This is a genomic window from Mesorhizobium sp. YC-39, assembly GCF_025753795.1.
In the GTDB taxonomy this organism is placed as follows: Bacteria; Pseudomonadota; Alphaproteobacteria; order Rhizobiales; family Rhizobiaceae; genus Mesorhizobium.
The window spans coordinates 717016-732946 of sequence record NZ_JAOWPS010000003.1; the positions used below are offsets into that span (position 1 = coordinate 717016).

Annotated in this window: 14 protein-coding genes and 1 riboswitch; of the genes, 6 read left to right on the forward strand and 8 right to left on the reverse strand. The window is 65.0% G+C overall.

Translation table 11 applies throughout. From position 1 onward, the window contains the following. Positions 1–41 precede the first annotated feature (41 nt). The 6 genes from OHD62_RS20265 to OHD62_RS20290 form a co-directional block, all read right to left on the reverse strand. A complete protein-coding gene (locus OHD62_RS20265) occupies positions 42–1217 on the reverse strand; it encodes an HlyD family secretion protein (RefSeq protein ID WP_263785338.1) in 1176 nt (391 codons plus the stop codon). Continuing rightward, on the reverse strand, positions 1214–1690 hold the full coding sequence (locus OHD62_RS20270) for a MarR family winged helix-turn-helix transcriptional regulator (protein ID WP_263785340.1): 477 nt from the start codon (positions 1688–1690) through the stop codon (positions 1214–1216). Before OHD62_RS20270 ends, OHD62_RS20265 begins: the two co-directional genes overlap by 4 nt. Before the next feature lie 159 nt (positions 1691–1849). Beyond that, entirely contained in the window at positions 1850–2836 is a 987-nt protein-coding gene (locus tag OHD62_RS20275; protein ID WP_263786821.1) for a FecCD family ABC transporter permease, read from the reverse strand. 35 nt (positions 2837–2871) lie between these two features. Further along, a complete protein-coding gene (locus OHD62_RS20280) occupies positions 2872–3819 on the reverse strand; it encodes an ABC transporter substrate-binding protein (protein ID WP_263785342.1) in 948 nt (315 codons plus the stop codon). A 30-nt stretch (positions 3820–3849) separates the two neighbouring features. Beyond that, on the reverse strand, positions 3850–4638 hold the full coding sequence (locus tag OHD62_RS20285; RefSeq protein WP_263785344.1) for an ABC transporter ATP-binding protein: 789 nt from the start codon (positions 4636–4638) through the stop codon (positions 3850–3852). Next, the gene (locus OHD62_RS20290; RefSeq protein ID WP_263785346.1) at positions 4638–5030 is read right to left on the reverse strand and encodes a DUF1636 family protein; all 393 of its coding nucleotides are present in this window, start codon (positions 5028–5030) and stop codon (positions 4638–4640) included. Before OHD62_RS20290 ends, OHD62_RS20285 begins: the two co-directional genes overlap by 1 nt. A gap of 93 nt (positions 5031–5123) precedes the next feature. Beyond that, positions 5124–5329, reverse strand: a riboswitch (cobalamin riboswitch). Positions 5330–5695: 366 nt separating this feature from the next. Between OHD62_RS20290 and OHD62_RS20295 the strand changes: the two genes are divergently transcribed. The 5 genes from OHD62_RS20295 to OHD62_RS20315 all read left to right on the forward strand — a co-directional run bounded on the left by OHD62_RS20295 (position 5696) and on the right by OHD62_RS20315 (position 12480). Beyond that, entirely contained in the window at positions 5696–6835 is a 1140-nt protein-coding gene (locus tag OHD62_RS20295; protein ID WP_263785348.1) for an efflux RND transporter periplasmic adaptor subunit, read from the forward strand. After that, positions 6832–8406: an FAD-dependent monooxygenase gene (locus OHD62_RS20300; RefSeq protein ID WP_263785350.1), complete on the forward strand. Its 1575-nt coding sequence runs from the start codon at positions 6832–6834 to the stop codon at positions 8404–8406. The genes OHD62_RS20295 and OHD62_RS20300 overlap by 4 nt, the downstream gene beginning before the upstream one ends. Positions 8407–8522: 116 nt before the next feature. Beyond that, on the forward strand, positions 8523–11624 hold the full coding sequence (locus tag OHD62_RS20305; protein ID WP_318528642.1) for an efflux RND transporter permease subunit: 3102 nt from the start codon (positions 8523–8525) through the stop codon (positions 11622–11624). An 84-nt stretch (positions 11625–11708) separates the two neighbouring features. Further along, positions 11709–12119 (forward strand): hypothetical protein, encoded by a 411-nt coding sequence (locus tag OHD62_RS20310; RefSeq protein WP_263785354.1) that lies wholly within the window; start codon positions 11709–11711, stop codon positions 12117–12119. Positions 12120–12147: 28 nt separating this feature from the next. Continuing rightward, complete coding sequence (locus tag OHD62_RS20315) at positions 12148–12480, forward strand: hypothetical protein (RefSeq protein WP_263785356.1); 333 nt, start codon at positions 12148–12150, stop codon at positions 12478–12480. On the opposite strand, the gene OHD62_RS20320 is transcribed toward OHD62_RS20315, so the two are convergent. After that, positions 12456–13988, reverse strand: a complete 1533-nt coding sequence (locus tag OHD62_RS20320; RefSeq protein ID WP_263785358.1) for a winged helix-turn-helix domain-containing tetratricopeptide repeat protein — start codon at positions 13986–13988, stop codon at positions 12456–12458. The genes OHD62_RS20315 and OHD62_RS20320 overlap by 25 nt on opposite strands. A gap of 156 nt (positions 13989–14144) precedes the next feature. On the opposite strand from OHD62_RS20320, the gene OHD62_RS20325 reads away from it, so the two are divergent. Next, the gene (locus OHD62_RS20325) at positions 14145–14978 is read left to right on the forward strand and encodes an AraC family transcriptional regulator (RefSeq protein WP_263786825.1); all 834 of its coding nucleotides are present in this window, start codon (positions 14145–14147) and stop codon (positions 14976–14978) included. Here the strand turns inward: OHD62_RS20325 and OHD62_RS20330 are convergent. Next, complete coding sequence (locus tag OHD62_RS20330; protein WP_263785360.1) at positions 14975–15913, reverse strand: helix-turn-helix domain-containing GNAT family N-acetyltransferase; 939 nt, start codon at positions 15911–15913, stop codon at positions 14975–14977. The genes OHD62_RS20325 and OHD62_RS20330 overlap by 4 nt on opposite strands. Positions 15914–15931 lie beyond the last annotated feature (18 nt).

A 15931-nucleotide genomic window follows, 5' to 3' on the forward strand; every position in this document is an offset into this window, starting at 1 on the left:
ATCTTTTCCGAAAACCGGTTCCCACTTTTCGGGATCATGCTCTAGTGCTCGCCCGCCGTGGCGTGGCCGAAGATGCTCGGAAAGCCGCGCGCAACGCCGGTATCCACGGTGACGGTCGCGCTCATGCCGGTGCGCAGCGCCATCTTGGCGTCGGCGTCGGTCAGTTCCAGGCGCACCGGAATGCGCTGGGTGACCTTGACCCAGTTGCCGGTGGCATTCTGGGCGGGCAGCAGCGAGAACTCGGCCCCCGTGCCGGCACCGATCGCCTTGACCGTGGCCTCGAAAGTCCGGCCCGGATAGGTGTCGACCACGATCTCGGCCTTTTGGCCGGGTTTCATGTGGGTGAGCTGGGTTTCCTTGAAATTGGCATCGATCCAGGTGTCGCCGGTTTCGACCAGCGAAAACAGTGGCGTACCCGAGCCGACATACTGGCCGACCTTGAACGAAGAGGCCTGGCTGATAACACCGTCAGCAGGCGCCTTGACCGTGGTTTGCGCCAGGTCGTAGGCAGCCTTGTCGCGCGCCGCGAGCGCCGCCATCACGGTCGGATGCTTGTCGGTCTCGATGTCCGGATTGCCGCCAAGTGCCGCCTTGGCGCTGACGATGCCCTGCTGGGCCACAGCCAGTTGCTGCTTGGCCTTGTCGAGATCGTTCTTGGCCTGATCCAGCGAAGACTTGGCATTGATGCCCTTGCGCGAGAGGTCGGCGGCGCGGTCGTATTGCGACTGCGCGTAGTCGACTTCGCTGGCGTCGGATTTCTCCTGCGACGTCGCCTGGCTGTAGGCCGCGCGCAGCTGCTCGACATTGAGGCGCGCACCGGCCACCGCCGCGTCGGCCTGGGCCAGCGCAATCCGATAGGGCTCGGGATCGATGGCGAACAGCACATCACCCTGCTTGACGGACTGGTTGTCGGCAATATCGACCTGAACGATGCGGCCCGCCGTATCCGAGGCGATCGACACTTTGGCCTGCTGCAGATTGGCGTTCTCGGTCTCCTGGTAGCGACCGCCGGTCACCCAGACGTAGGCGCCGCCGGCGACAAGCGCCGCAGGCAGCGCGACCATCAGCAGGAAACGACCAAGGCGGCGCTTCTTGTTCGGCGCCACCGGCGCCGGTGCTACCGACGGAGCGACCGCCACGGGGGTTGCCGCCGGCTGCGCGGGAGCTTCCAGCTCCAGCTCGGCCACATTCTTGTCTATCTTGGCTACCGCGTTCATGTTGCTGCGCCTTCTGCACTCTTGATTTTTCCGCAGGACGCCTCGGCGTCCGTCAGGTTCTCGACCATCACGTCAAGGGCCTTGATCAGGACGCGGCGATCTTCCGGCGACACGCCGGTCAGCGATACTTCATAGACTTCGCCGGCGAGGCTCTTGACCTCGGCATAGGCCTCGCTCGCCTTGGCGGTCGGAAAGATCATGCGGACCCGGCGGTCGGCTGCGTCGGCACGGCGTTCGATCCAGCCGCCCTCTTCCATGCGGTCGACAAGGCGCGACACGCTGATCGGCTCGATTTCGAGAAGCTCGGCAAGCCGTGCCTGGGTTATGCCTTCTTCCTTGGCAACGCGGACCATAAGCCGCCATTGCGCCGAGGAAAGGCCAAGCCCACTGGCGCGCGCCTCGAAGCGCTTGCGCATCAGGCGCTGCACGTCGTGGATCAAAAAGCCCAATCTGTCGATGCCGTCGGAAACCATGAGCGGTATATATAATAAGCGTGCTTATCATTCAAGATGCGGCGTTGTGCCAGAAGCCGGCAAATCTGCATGACAGTCCGGCGATGCAATCATGATTAGCGAACGATGGACGGCACAGCGCTCGGACCTGAGTGGAATTCCAATCCCCTCGGCGCCGCTTCAAAGGCGGTTGCGAACAAGCATCGTAACGACGACGAAGGCGCCGAGCGAGCTGGTGATGATACCGATCGGCAGCTCCTGCGGCGGCAGCACTGTGCGTGCGAGGAGGTCGCTGGCCAAAAGCAGCACCGCCCCGAACAGCGCTGAGCTGGCGATCAGACGCAGATGCAACGGGCCGGCTAGTGGCCGGCACAGATGCGGGATCATCAGGCCGACAAAGCCGATGACGCCGGCGACCGAGACCAAGATCGCGGTCGCAAGTGCGGCGACGAGAAAGGTGGTGCGGCGCATCCGTGCCACCGGCACGCCGAGGCTTTCGGCGGCGTTTTCACCGGCGAGGAAGGCGTCGAACCTGCGGTGGTTCCACAACCCGTAGGCAAGGATGATGGCCGCGCCGAGCGCGGCCAAACCAATATTGTCCCAGCGCGCCAGCCCGAGCCCGCCCATGGTCCAGAACAGCACCGAATGGGCGGCGCGCTGGTCGCCGGCGAAGACGAGATAGTTGGTGAGCGCGGTAAAGATGAAGGAGACGGCAAGCCCGGCCAGAATCAATCGCTCCGGACCCTGCCCCCTCACCCGCGAGACCAGCAGAAGGACAATGCCAGCGGCCAGCATGCCGCCGGTGAAGGCGGCAATGGGCAAGGTCCAGATGCCGAAACTGTCGCCGAAAACGGTGATGACGGAAACCGCGCCAGCGGCCGCGCCGGAGGAGAGGCCGAACAGGAACGGGTCGGCGAGGTCGTTGCGCGTCACGGTCTGGAGCAAGACGCCAACGACGCCCAGTCCAGCGCCGACCGCGATCGCCAGCAGCGTGCGCGGCAGCCTGAGGTCGACGACGATCTTGCCGACCGGTCCAGGCACCGGATGCGCGTCCAGTCCAACCGCATGCGCCAGCGCGCCAACGACATCCGCCAGCGGGATCACCGTCGAGCCATAGGCGATCGACAACAGCGCCAGAGCGGCCATCGCTGCCGCTCCAGCCACCATGGCCGGTACGAATGGCTTGTGCAGCAGCAGCAAGCTCAGAACGCTTCCGGGTGCATCGCCCTGGCGATCTTGCCGATCGCCTCGATATTGGCGGGTCCTGGCGTCAGTTCGGCATAGCGCAGCGCCACGAAGCGCTCGTTCTTGACCGCGTCGGTCTCCTTCATCGCTGGATGCGCCTTGAGGAAATCAAGCAGTTTCCTGTAGCCGGCACCATCCTGGTAATCGAGCAGGATGAGGAATTGCGGGTTGCGGGCTGCTACCGTCTCCCAATCCGTATCGCCCCAGCTCGTCTCCATATCGGCCATGATGTTGTCGCCGCCGGCAGCAGCGATCATGGCGCTCGGGATCGCGAACTTGCCCGCGGTGAAGGGTTTGTCTTCGCCGGAATCATAGAGGAAGACGCGCGTGCCCTTGCGGTCGCCGACCTTCGCGGTGATCTCCGAGAGTTGCGCTTTCCAGCCCGAAACAAGCTTTTCCGCCTCGGCCTCCTTGCCGAAGATCTTGCCCAGCTTTTCGACGTCTCCATAGAGCAGGTCCATCGAGGCGGCGGGCCGGTGCTTGTCGAGATGGACGCAGCTTTCCGTCAGTACCAGTGTCTTGATGCCGTGCGGGGCGAGCGTATCGGGCGTCACCTCGCCGCCCGGCTTCATGCCGTAATACCAGCCGGCGAAGAAGAAATCCGGCTGGACGGCGATCAGGTTCTCCAATGTCGGATATTTTGGTGCCAGCTCCGGGATCGAGCCTTGCTCGGCCTTGAATTCGGGGCCGACCTTGTACCAACCGGTGATGCCGGTCAGGCCGACGATCGACGGCTGCAGCTTCAGCGCGAAGGCCATCTCGGCCATGTTGAGATCCTGAATGATGGCGCGCTTGGGCGGCGTGTCGAAGCTCAGCGGCTTGCCGCAACTGTCAACGGTGGCCGGATAGGCGAAGGCCGCCGAAGCCAGCAGCGAAAAGGCAAGAGAGAGGGCGAAACGCTTCACGGATGTTGCTCCTTGGGTTCAGGAAGGTTGTCAGGATGGCGAGGCGGCATGGTTGGGAACGTCGAAAACGGTAAGCTCGCGGTCTTCGGTCGGGTGGCGCAGGCGCAACACATCGATGCCGAACACGTCGTGGATCAACTGCTGGGTCAGCGCGTCGTGCGGAGCGGCCAGCGTTTGCAGTCGGGCATTGTTCATCACCGCCACCTTGGTGGCGAAAGGTGCCACCAGCGCCAGGTCGTGCAGCACCGCCACAACGGTCATGCCGAAACCGGCGACCAGTTCGAGAAGCTCGCCGCGGGCGCGCGGATCGAGGTGGTTGGTCGGCTCGTCGAGGAACAGGATTTTTGGCTGCTGGGCGATGGCGCGCGCCAGCTGGGCGCGCTGGCGCTCGCCGCCGGAGAGCGAGCCGATGGTGCGACCAAGCAGCGGCAGCAGGCCCGTCCTGCGCAGCGCCTCGACGACGATGTCGCACTCTTCGTGCCTGCGTCTGAGGCCGGCATGCGGGACGCGGCCAAGTTCGACATAATCGATCAAAGCGAGCCTGGGATCGGGCTGATCGGTCTGGCCGACGACCGCCATGTTGAGCGCCCGCTCGGCGGGCGTGATCCTGTCGAGAGGGCGCCCCGACAGACGCACCTCGCCGGTGCTCGGCGGCAGTGCGCCGCACAGCATGCGCAAAAGCGTGGTCTTGCCGGCGCCGTTGGGGCCGATGATGGCCAGGCGCTCCCCCGCCGACACCGAAAGGCTCACCGCATCCACCATGCGACGACCATTCGCCGTCGCGGCCACCGCACGGGCTTCAAGCAAGGCCACGGTCATCAGCCACGCCCCGGCGGATTGGCCGCGGCAGGGATGCGCGCCAGCGTCTTGCCGGCGAGCCTTGGCGGGCGCTGTCCGGAATTGCACCAGCCATCGGCCAGCGAGATATAGAGCCTGGCGAACTCCACGAGCGCGCCGGCATCGGTGCCCCTGTCTATGGAGCCGAAGAGGTAGGAGGCCTTGCCGTTCGCCTGGAAAGCGACGGTCAGCGGCCGCGCGCAACCGGCCATGCAGTCGACAGTTTCGATTGCATAATCGAGCGCCTGACTTTCGGGGGCGGAAAGCCTGGAGCGCAGATCGGCGCACAGATCCTCGCCGGACCTGAGCCCGGTTGCGGATTCGCGGCACAGCGAGCACACGATGATGCGATGGGTGAAATCCGTAGAGCCCAACGTTCCGTCACTTTCCAAAACTGGCGACGGAAGGAAGCTCCAGCCAATCGGACGACAGACCGATGGCTTACGTCTCCTCCCGGCACACCCCGTCCGGTCAACTCAGTTGATGGCAGGTCTCCTGGCTCGCGGGTCTTAGCTTCATCCTGCCTTCCCAGCCTTGCCGGCCAGTGGCATTTCCGGATGTTGCTCGCCGCTTACAGTTGCGGGGGCAGCCACGGCCTCGACCCGAGGGTCTCACCGTGTTCCCTTTTCACCCCTCGCCTTTCGACTCGGGGACCATCACCCTTTCACCCTAGATTTCCGCCAACCGCGCCGCAACGGTTTTTTGAGGACACTTCAAGCAGCTGCAATCACCGATTTTTTGATATGTAATAACGTTACAAAACTGCATCGGCCGCTGTCAACACCGGTGGGCAGGTTCCGATTCGAATTTCCCCTCTATCCCCAAGTTTGAGGAACCGGTCGAAGGCCGGCGCAGCAGAGGTCAGTCGCCAAAACATCGGAAAATTTTCAGAAACGGATCGGGATTTCGCGGCCTGGAAATCACAAAACGCTGGGGCTGGCGAAAGACAGGCCGATCACCCAGCCGTCCTCCCAGTCAACCCATTCCGGCCGCCAGCGCCATTCCCGGCGCCGGCCGCAACATTGGTCATGGAGACAACATGATTGCCGCACTCTTCCACAACAGGTCGCTGAAGCGCCGCCTCGTCGGTGCCTCGATCGCGGCGCTTGCCTGCGCCACCGCAATCGTCTGGCACGGTGCAACAAGCGAAGCCTCCAGTGCTGCGCCGAGCGCACCGGAATTGAAGCTCGTCAAGACAGTGGCCGTGAAGACGAGTGCCCGCGCCGACGCCCGCGTCGCGATTGGCGAAATACGGCCGCGGCGCGAAAGCGATCTCGGATTTCGCGTCTCCGGCAAGCTCGTCGAACGCATCGCCGAAATCGGCTCGACGGTGAGCAAAGGCGATGTCCTGGCGCGCATCGAAGACCAGGATTACCGCAACCGCCTGCGCAGCGCCGAAGCCGATGTCGCGGCGGCACAGGCCGTCATGGCCGAGGCGAGCGCCGGCGAGAGCCGCATCGGAGCACTTCTGCGCAAAGGCTATGCGACGCGCGCCAATTACGATGCGACACTGAAGAATTTGCGCTCGGCGCAAGCCAAGCTGCAATCGGCCAACATCGCCTTCGAGATGGCCAGGGATCAGCTCGGCTACACCGAACTGCATGCCGATTTCGACGGCATCGTCACCGCGACCGGCGCCGAAGCGGGCCAGTCCGTCAATGTCGGACAGATGGTCATTCGCGTCGCCGACCCTGAGGCTCGCGACGCCGTCTTCTCGATCGCGGAAGCCGTCCTCTCGAACGCGCCCCATGGCGCGCGGCCGCCGGAGGTCACGGTATCACTGCTGAGCAATCCGGCAATCGCCACGGCCGGAACCATACGCGAAATCGCACCGGTGGCGGATGCCGCGACCCGCACCTTCCAGGTCAAGGTCACATTGCAGAACGCGCCTCGCGAAATGCGCTTCGGCTCAAGCGTCGCCGGCCGCGTCGATGCGACGGGCAAACCAGTCGTCGTGCTGCCCGGCAGCGCGCTTTTCGACAAGGAGGGCAAGCCGGCCGTCTGGGTCGTCACCGCCGCGTCGGCGGTGGAGCTCAAGCCCGTCACCGTCAAACGATACGAGACCGACCGCGTCGTCGTCAGCGACGGTCTTTCCGAAGGCGACATCGTCGTCACCGCCGGTGTCAACCGCTTGCGTGAACATGAAAAAGTCCGCACCATTGAAGGAGAAGCAAAATGAGCGTGTCTCAGACAAAGATCCTCATCGCCGGCGCCGGCCCGACCGGCCTGACGCTCGCGCTTTGGCTGACTCGCCTCGGCGTCCCGGTCCGCATTTTCGACAAGGCCGCCGGTCCCGGCGAGACCTCGCGCGCGTTGGCCGTCCAGGCCCGCACGCTGGAATTCCATCGGCAGATCGGCATCGTCGACGATATTCTGTCGGCGGGAGTGAAGCTGGAGCGACTCACGCTGCACACGCCGGCCGGCGTCGCCGCCCGGCTGCCGCTTTCCGACTTCGGCCGCGGCGTCAGCCCTTACTCCTTCGCCTTCGCGCTGCCGCAGGACATTCACGAGCGTGTGCTGATCACGCATCTGCAGCGCGCCGGCGTCGAGGTCGAGCGCAATACGGAGCTTGTCGCCTTCGAGGACAACGGCAATTCGATCGTCGCCACCTTGCACAAGAACGGCACGGCCGAGACCGTCAGCGCCGCCTATCTCGTTGGCAGCGACGGCGCCCGCAGCGCCGTGCGGCATGGGCTGAATATCGGCTTTCCCGGCGGCACCTACGAACAGGCCTTTTACGTCGCCGACGTCAGGGGCCGCGGCGCGGTGACCCCCAACGGCATGGACACCACCATCAGCACTTACGGCTTCGCCATCGTCATGCCGGTCAGGCAATCCGGATCGCTGCGTCTGATCGGCATTGTGCCGAAGGCGCATGAGGCCAACGAGACGATCACCTTCGAGGCGATCCGCGCCGAGGTCGAGCGCGACATCGGCATCACAGTGGACGAGGTCAACTGGTTCTCGACCTATCGCGTCCATCACCGCGTCGCCGAGCGCTTCCGCGTCGGCCGCGTGTTCCTCTGCGGCGATGCCGGCCACATCCACAGTCCGGCCGGCGGCCAGGGCATGAACACCGGCATGGGTGATGCGGTCAATCTGGCATGGAAGCTCGCCGCCGTGGTGCAGGGGCGCGCCGACCAGCGCCTGCTGGACAGCTACGAGCCGGAGCGCATCGCCTTTGCCCACAAGCTGATCGAGAGCACGGACCGGGTGTTCCGTTTCGTCACCAGCGGCTCGCGCCTGATCGGACTGTTCCGTCGCTATCTGATGCCGAGGGTCCTGAATTTCCTGCTGCACACGTCGTTCGGCTCGCGCCGCTTTTTCGGCCTGATTTCGCAGACCGCGATCGAGTACCGCGCCGGCCCGATCAGCACGGGTAGCGCCGGGCGAGTCCAGGGCGGCGATCGCTTGCCCTATGTCGCCTTCGACAACAGCGACAATTTCGAGCCGCTGCGTTCGCTGGACTGGCAGGTGCATGTCTATGGCGAGGCCAATGCCGAGTTCAGGGCCATGCTCGCCTCGACCGGCATTCCCGTCCACGTCTTCGCCTGGTCGGACACGGCGAACGCCGCGGGACTCCACCGCAACGGCGCCTATCTCGTCAGGCCCGACGGTCACGTCGCGCTGGCCTCGACGGTCCAGGAGGCGGCCGCGTTCCAGCGTTACCTTGCAGGCCTCGCCATCAGGCCAAGGCTGGCCGAGCGCGCGCCGTACCGGATCTCAGGCACCATGCACAGCCTGGCCTGAAAGCCGCTGGCACCGGCCTGACGGCCGGCGCCGCTCAAAACCCCAATCGTTAGGAAACGTCAGTCGGCGCAGGCCGGCCGCGCGCGGGTCCGCGCGTTCTGAAAAGGAGTTGCATCATGACCAGCTTCAATCTTTCCGACTGGGCACTGCGCCACAAGAGCTTCGTCATCTATCTGATGATCGCGGCAGCGCTGGCCGGCATGTTCGCCTATACCGGCCTCGGCCGCGAGGAGGATCCGCCCTTCACCATCAAGACCATGGTGGTGAAGACCATGTGGCCAGGCGCCACGACCAGCGACACGGTCAAGCAGATCACCGACCGCATCGAGAAGAAGCTCGAGGAGCTTCCCAAGCTCGACTACGTCAAGAGCTACACCAAGCCCGGCGAATCCGTGGTGTTCGTCAACCTGAAGGACACGGTCGCGGGCGATGAGGTGCAGCCACTCTGGTACCAGGTGCGCAAGAAGCTCGACGACATCAAGCCGACCTTGCCTTCCGGCGTCCAAGGCCCCTTCTACAATGACGAGTTCGGCGACACCTATTCGCTGATCTATGCGCTCACCTCCGACGGCATTAGCCATCGCGAGATGAAGGATCTGGCCACCAGCCTGCGCGCCGGGCTGCTGACGGTGCCGGACGTCGCCAAGGTCGAGCTGATCGGCCAGGAGGACGAGAAGATCTATCTCGAATTCTCGACGCAGAAGGTCGCCGCCCTTGGGCTCGACGTCGGCACGCTGTCGCAGGCGCTGCAGGCGCAGAACGCGCTGACGCCGAGCGGCACGGTCGATGCCGGCCCCGAGCGCATTGCCATCCGGGTCTCGGGCAGCTTTACCTCCGAGGAGAGCCTGAAGGCGATCAACTTCTACGCCAACGGCCATTATTTCAGGCTTGGCGACGTGGCCGAGGTCAAGCGCGCCTATTCGGACCCGCCGCAGCCGATGTTCCGCTTCAACGGCAAGCCGGCTCTCGGCATTGCCATCTCGATGACCTCAGGCGGCGACGCGCTGGCGCTCGGCGAGAACGTCAAGGAGAAGATGCACGAGATGGCAGCCGAACTGCCGCTCGGCGTCGAACTCGGCCTGGTCGCCGACCAGTCGCATGTGGTGGAAGAGTCCGTCGGCGAGTTCACCAAGAGCCTCGGCGAAGCGATCGCCATTGTGCTTGCGGTCAGCTTTCTGGCGCTCGGCTGGCGTCCCGGCATCGTGGTGGCCGTCGCCATCCCGCTGGTGCTCGCCATCACCTTCGTCACCATGGAGTATTTCGACATCTCGCTGCAGCGCATCTCGCTCGGCGCACTGATCATCGCGCTCGGCCTGTTGGTCGACGATGCGATGATCGCGGTCGAGATGATGATCTCGAAGATGGAGGAAGGCTACGACAAGATCTCGGCCGCGACCTACGCCTACACGTCTACCGCTTTCCCGATGTTGACGGGAACGCTGGTGACGATCGCCGGCTTCGTGCCGGTCGGCTTCGCCAAGAGCGGCGCCGGCGAATACTGCTTCTCGCTGTTTGCGGTCGTCGGCATAGCGCTGGTCGTCTCCTGGGTGGTGGCGGTGCTGTTCACGCCGCTGACCGGCGTCGCCCTTTTGCCTGAACGCATCAAGGGCCATGACAGCCACCAGCCCTCGCGCCTGTCGCGTGGCTTCCAGGCGCTGCTCGAAATGGCGATGCGGGCGAAGTGGCTCGTGCTATCGGCGACCGCCGGGCTGTTCGCGCTGTCGGTCGTGGCCATGGGCTTTGTCGGGCAGGAGTTTTTCCCGAAATCCGACCGGCCGGAAGTCATGGTCGACCTCACCCTGCCGCAGACGGCGTCGATCAAGGCGACCGGCGAGGTTGTGGCGCGTGTCGAAAAGCTGCTCGCGGCCGATCCAGACATCGACCATTGGAGCTTCTATGTCGGCCAGGGCGCGGTGCGCTTCTACCTGCCGCTTGACGCGCAGCTCGCCAACGACTTCTTCGCCCAGGCAGTGGTCGTGACCAAGGGTCACGCCGTGCGCCAGGCCGTGATCGACCGGCTCGAAAAGTCGCTCAGCGTCGGCTTCGAGGACGTCATGACGCGCGTCACGCCGCTCGAGCTTGGACCACCGGTCGGCTGGCCGCTGAAGTTCCGCGTCAGCGGGCCGGACCCGGACAAGACGCGCGCTCTGGCGCAGCAGTTCGCGCAGGTGCTGGGCAGCGATGCCGCCGTGCGCAACATCAACTACGACTGGAACGAGCCGGCCAAGGTCATCAAGGTCGAGGTCGACCAGGACAGGGCGCGTGCTCTCGGCATCTCCTCGCAGCAGCTGTCCGACACGATCAACTCGATCCTGTCGGGGTCGAAGATCACGCAGATGCGCGACGACACCTATCTCGTCGACATCGTGGCCCGTGCCGTGCAGTCGGAACGCGCCGACATCGACACGCTGCGCACGCTGACGATCAGCGCGTCGGGCGGACGCCGCGTGCCGCTCGACCAGGTCGCGACGCTGTCCTACCAGACCGAGCCGCCGCTGATCTGGCGCCGCGGCCGCGTGCCGACGGTGACCGTGCAGGCCGACGTCGTGCCGGGCATCGCGCCCACCTCCGTGGTGCGCAAGCTCGACAGCGCGATCGCTGCCTTCAAGGCGGAACTGCCGGCCCGCTACAGCGTCGAACAGGGCGGCGTCATGGAAGACAGCGCCAAGGCCCAGGCAAGCATCTTCGTGGTCTTCCCGCTGATGCTGTTCATCATGGCGACCGTGCTGATGATCCAGCTGATGAGCTTCCAGCGCCTGGTGCTGGTGCTGCTCACCGCTCCGCTGGCGCTGATCGGCGTCGCCGGCGCGCTGCTCTTGTCAGGCGCACCGATGGGCTTCGTTGCCATCCTCGGCGTGATGTCGCTGATCGGCATGGTCATCCGCAACTCGGTTATCCTGATCACGCAGATCGACCAGCACATCGCCTCCGGCGAGGAGCCGTGGGCGGCGGTGATCAGCGCCACAGCCCACCGGCTGCGGCCGATCCTGTTGACGGCGGCGGCGGCCATCCTTGGCATGATCCCGATTGCGCCGACGGTGTTCTGGGGTCCGATGGCCTATGCGGTGATGGGTGGTCTGCTGGTGGCGACCGTGCTGACGCTGATCTTCCTGCCGACCCTCTATGTCGCGTGGTTCGGCATCAAGGCACCGGCGGAAGCCATCCCGGCAGCCGAGCCCGTCGAGGCGATCGCCGAACCGCGGCCGCTGGCCGCCTGACGCGGCCAGCATCCCGGCAAAGGCCACGGCGGAAAGACCGCCGGGGCAGCCGCCCTGCAATATTCAAAACTGAAAGGAATGAACATGACCCCCGCTTTCGGAAACATTCTCATCCGTGTCAACGCCGGCTTCCTGATCCTCGCATCGGCAGGCGGCCTGATAACCGACATAGCCGGCTCCTTCTTCGGACGCGGCGCCGAGGCCGCCCTGCTTGCCGACGCGCCGGGCGCAGGCATCGGCTTCATCGAGGCGCATGGCCTAGCCCTGATCATCGGGCTGACCATGTGGCGCATCGCCTATTCCGCGAACTGGCACGCCTTCCTGGCGGCCGTCCATGCACTGCTTGGAACCGCAAACCTTCTGTTCTGGCAGTTCTTCATCGCCGCCGACGTGCTCATCGTCGGTTACGCGACAACCGCGGCACATTTTCTGTTCGTGGTTGCCCACCTCGCGGCGCTGGCGGGCGCTGCCCGGCTGGCCGCGCCATCCCGTTAGACTTCCATCAAACAGCAGGAGAGAGAATATGCCTACCAAGTCCGTCAAGAAAATCAGCGCGATCGCCACGGCGGCCGCAATCGGCCTGGCGGCCGTCGAAATCATCGGCAGCACCGTGCCCGCCCTGTCGCTGGTCAGCCAGGCCGAGGCCCGCATCGGCCAGCCCTGGACGCCGCGCAGTGCCGCGGGCGTCGCGCGGCGCAATACGACATGGCGCGTGCTCAGGCACACCACAGCCTGGGTCCCGGCCTTGCCGGCCGGCTGCGTGCGCACCAAGGTCAACGGCTTCGCCGTCTGGCGTTGCGGCGGCACCTATTATCGGGCCTATCAGGGCCGCTATATCGTCGTTGTCGTCGATTGACCGGCCTGAGCCCGCTCGCCAAGGGCAAGCATGACCCCTTCGGCGAGATGGTCCGCGTCGGCCTGGTTCTCAAACGGGACGCCGCGCTTTGCATAGTCGACCGGCGAAAACGGATCGCCCTCGTCAATGAGGGCGATCTGCCGCCGCGCCCGTTCCATGTCGCCCATCTGGGCGTAGCAGGCGGCGAGCCGTGTGCGGATCCACGGCGCCGGGCGCGTGGCAAGTTCAAGCGCGTCCGCGGCCTGCCGGTATTCGCCCATCATGTAGAGCGCCAGCGCGCGATCGAACTGGTACCAGTGCGGGTGCAAGGGATCGATGCTTATGCCGCGCGCTAGCCAGGTCATCGCATCGAGCGGGCGCCCGCGCATGGTGAGCAGCATGCCCATCTGCTCGATACTGTCGGCATCATAAGGGTTGAGCTGCAGCGCAATGCGCATGTGGTGTTCGGCCGCCTCGTGGTCGCGCATATAAAGCCGCACGAGCGACTGCACCCGGTGGCCGGTCGCCTGGTCGGGTGACAGCGAAAGACCCTTGTCGGCAAGGTCGCGCGCGTTTTGCAGCACCGCGTCGCTGGCACGTCCGAATTCTCCATCCAAGGCGCGGGCCAAGGCGAGGTAGGTATAGGCCAGGCCATAGGTCGGATCCTTGGCGATCGCCGCCTCGAACAAGGCCTCCGCGCCCCGCTGGTCGGTCTGGGCGGGATCGCGCAACAGCGCGAAGCCGCGCAGCGCCAGTTCATAGGCGGCAAGGCTGGTGACCGGCTTGCGCGAGGCCTGCTCCAGGCCGGCATTGGTGACACGCGTGACCAGCCGGCTGACGATCTGCTCGACGATCTCCCGCTCGATCGCGAACAGGCCCGTTCCTTGCGACTGGTAGCGGTCGCCCCAGAGCTGGCTGGCGGTCGCGGTATCGATGAGGTTGACGGCCGTCACGACATGCTCGCCCTGCCGGCGCAGCGAGCCTTCGACGAGGTAGTCCGCGCCGATGCGGGCGCGGATCTCGGGCCATTCGGCGCGTCCGAAGGAGGCGAAGGAAAAACTCGAATTGCGCGCCAGCACGGTGACCGTGCCGAAACGCGCCAGCCCGTTGATGATGTCCTCGGCAAAACCGTCGACGACCGCCTCGTCAGCCGGATCGCCGCTCTCGTTGCGGAAGCGCACCACCGCCACCACCGGCTGCGCGCCGATCTCGGGCGCGGCCTCGGCCTCGGCGGCAAGCATGTAGCCGCGTTTGGAAACGGTGCGCACCATGTCGTCGCCAAGCACCTTGCGGATTTCGCGGATCGACTGGGTCAGCGAATCCTCGGTGACGAAGACGCCGGGCCAGACCACGTCCATCAGTTCCGATTTCGGCACCACGCGCCCCATGTTGCGGGCAAGATGGGTGAGCAGCGCATAGGCTTTCGGGCGCAGGAACAGCGGCTGGTTGACGCCGCGCAGCGTTCCCATGGCAAGATCCAGCGTGAATCCGCCAAATCGAAAGATCTGATCGGCAGGCGCGATCGCCACGGGGACACCCCTCCCTGACATAGCGCATTCACATGCCAGACGGACACCGCGTCAAGAGCCGTCGGCATGAGGAAGCATTATTGCGCGATGCGCAATTTCGATCAAACTGGCCTCGCCAGGAAGCGGCAGCATGATCCGGCCAATGCGAGGAGACAGATGAACCCGACCGAGAAAGCGCTGTGGTTCGTCGAGAGCCATCTGCCGGAAGCGATCTCGCTCGATGACATCGCGCAAAGCAGCGGCGTGTCGCGCTTCCATGTGACGCGGGCCTTTGGTGTGGCGACCGGCCGCTCGGTGATGGGCTATATGCGTTCGCGCCGGTTGAGCGAAGCGGCGAGAAAACTCGCCGCCGGCGCGCCCGACATCCTCTCGGTCGCGCTCGACGCCGGCTACAACTCGCATGAGGCCTTCACCCGCGCCTTCCGCGACCAGTTCGGTACCACGCCGGAACTGGTGCGCGCGCAAGGTTCGACCAGGACGCTTGATCTCGTGGAGCCCATTCTGATGGACCAGTCCCTGCTTGATACTCTTGAGCCGCCGCGCTTCGAAACCAGCCGCCCCTTCCTCATCGCCGGCCTCGGCGAGCGCTACAGTTGCGAGACCAGCGCCGGCATTCCGATGCAATGGCAGCGCTTCGGTCCCTATATCGGCAACATTCCGGGCGAAATCGGCGACGCCGCCTACGGCGCCTGCGTCAATGGCGACGACGCCGGCAATTTCGACTACATCGCCGGTGTCGAGGTCTCGGATTTTTCCGATCTGCCGAAAGAACTCAGCCGGGTGCGCGTGCCGGCGCAGAAATATGCCGTCTTCGCGCATCGCGAGCACATTTCGACGATCCGCCGCACGGTCAACACGATCTGGAACAAATGGCTGCCGGCCTCGGGCCATGAGGTCGCCGACGCGCCCGAATTCGAACGCTACGGTCCCGAATTCGATCCGCGCAGCGGCAATGGCGGGCTGGAGATCTGGATACCTGTCAAGGGTTAGAGCTCCAGGTTCCAGTTCTGGCCGACCAGATCCTTGCCGAAGGAATGGTGGCGCTCCTCCTCGGCAAGCTTGAAGCCCGCCGCCTCGTAGATGCGGCGCGCCGAGACGAGAATGTCGTTGGTCCACAGCGTCAGCGTCTTGTAGCCCTTGGCGCGGGCGAAGCCGATGCACTCCTCGACCAGCCGCTTGCCGATGCCAAGGCCGCGCGCCGAAGGCTCGACATAGAGCAGGCGGAGTTTTGCCACCGTGTCCGACTGATGTACGACGAAGACCGAACCGACGACTTCGCCTTCCCGCTCGGCGATCCAGCTTCGCTCCCATTTCGGATCGAAGGATTTCACGAACGCGCCGAGGATCTCGGCGACCAGCGCCTCATAGGTTTCGTCCCAGCCATAGTCCTGCGCGTAGATGAGGCCCTGGCGACGCACGACCCAGCCGACGTCGCCGACCTGCAAAGGCCGCAGCAGATAGGGAATTTTCGGCTCGGCACTGTCGCCGCCCAGCAGGCGCTGCACCGTCTGCATGGCCTTGACCAGCCTGTCCTGGTCCGATGCCGCCAACCGATCGAGCAAAGCCGCGACCTGATCGTGCGAATCCCGGTTCAGCGGCGCGAAGGCCTGCCGTCCGGCCGACGTCAGCGCGATCGACGAACGCCGCGCGTCGGCTTCGGTCGCGGCGCGCTCGACCAGGCCGCGCTCCTCGAACTTCTTCAGCAGCCGGCTGAGATAGCCGGGGTCGAGACCGAGATCGCGCGCAAGGTCGGTGGCGGTCAGGCCATCGCGATGCGCCAGTTCATAGAGCACCCGCGCCTCGGTCAGCGAGAAGGCGCTTTTCAGCAGCCCTTCGTCGAGCAGCCCGATCTGGCGGGTGTAGAAGCGATTGAAGCTCCGCACCGCGTCAATCCGTTCCTTGCCGGGGTGATGATGAATCGTCATGGGATTCTCCTGCCCGCA

Bases quoted from the DNA above. Each gene is read 5' to 3' on its own strand.
- OHD62_RS20300 (WP_263785350.1), top strand. From the start codon at position 6,832: ATGAGCGTGTCTCAGACAAAGATCCTCATCGCCGGCGCCGGCCCGACC.
- OHD62_RS20270 (WP_263785340.1), bottom strand. From the start codon at position 1,690: ATGGTTTCCGACGGCATCGACAGATTGGGCTTTTTGATCCACGACGTG.
- OHD62_RS20275 (WP_263786821.1), bottom strand. From the start codon at position 2,836: ATGGTGGCTGGAGCGGCAGCGATGGCCGCTCTGGCGCTGTTGTCGATC.
- OHD62_RS20325 (WP_263786825.1), top strand. From the start codon at position 14,145: ATGAACCCGACCGAGAAAGCGCTGTGGTTCGTCGAGAGCCATCTGCCG.
- OHD62_RS20295 (WP_263785348.1), top strand. From the start codon at position 5,696: ATGATTGCCGCACTCTTCCACAACAGGTCGCTGAAGCGCCGCCTCGTC.
- OHD62_RS20305 (WP_318528642.1), top strand. From the start codon at position 8,523: ATGACCAGCTTCAATCTTTCCGACTGGGCACTGCGCCACAAGAGCTTC.
- OHD62_RS20315 (WP_263785356.1), top strand. From the start codon at position 12,148: ATGCCTACCAAGTCCGTCAAGAAAATCAGCGCGATCGCCACGGCGGCC.
- OHD62_RS20330 (WP_263785360.1), bottom strand. From the start codon at position 15,913: ATGACGATTCATCATCACCCCGGCAAGGAACGGATTGACGCGGTGCGG.
- OHD62_RS20310 (WP_263785354.1), top strand. From the start codon at position 11,709: ATGACCCCCGCTTTCGGAAACATTCTCATCCGTGTCAACGCCGGCTTC.
- OHD62_RS20285 (WP_263785344.1), bottom strand. From the start codon at position 4,638: ATGACCGTGGCCTTGCTTGAAGCCCGTGCGGTGGCCGCGACGGCGAAT.
- OHD62_RS20265 (WP_263785338.1), bottom strand. From the start codon at position 1,217: ATGAACGCGGTAGCCAAGATAGACAAGAATGTGGCCGAGCTGGAGCTG.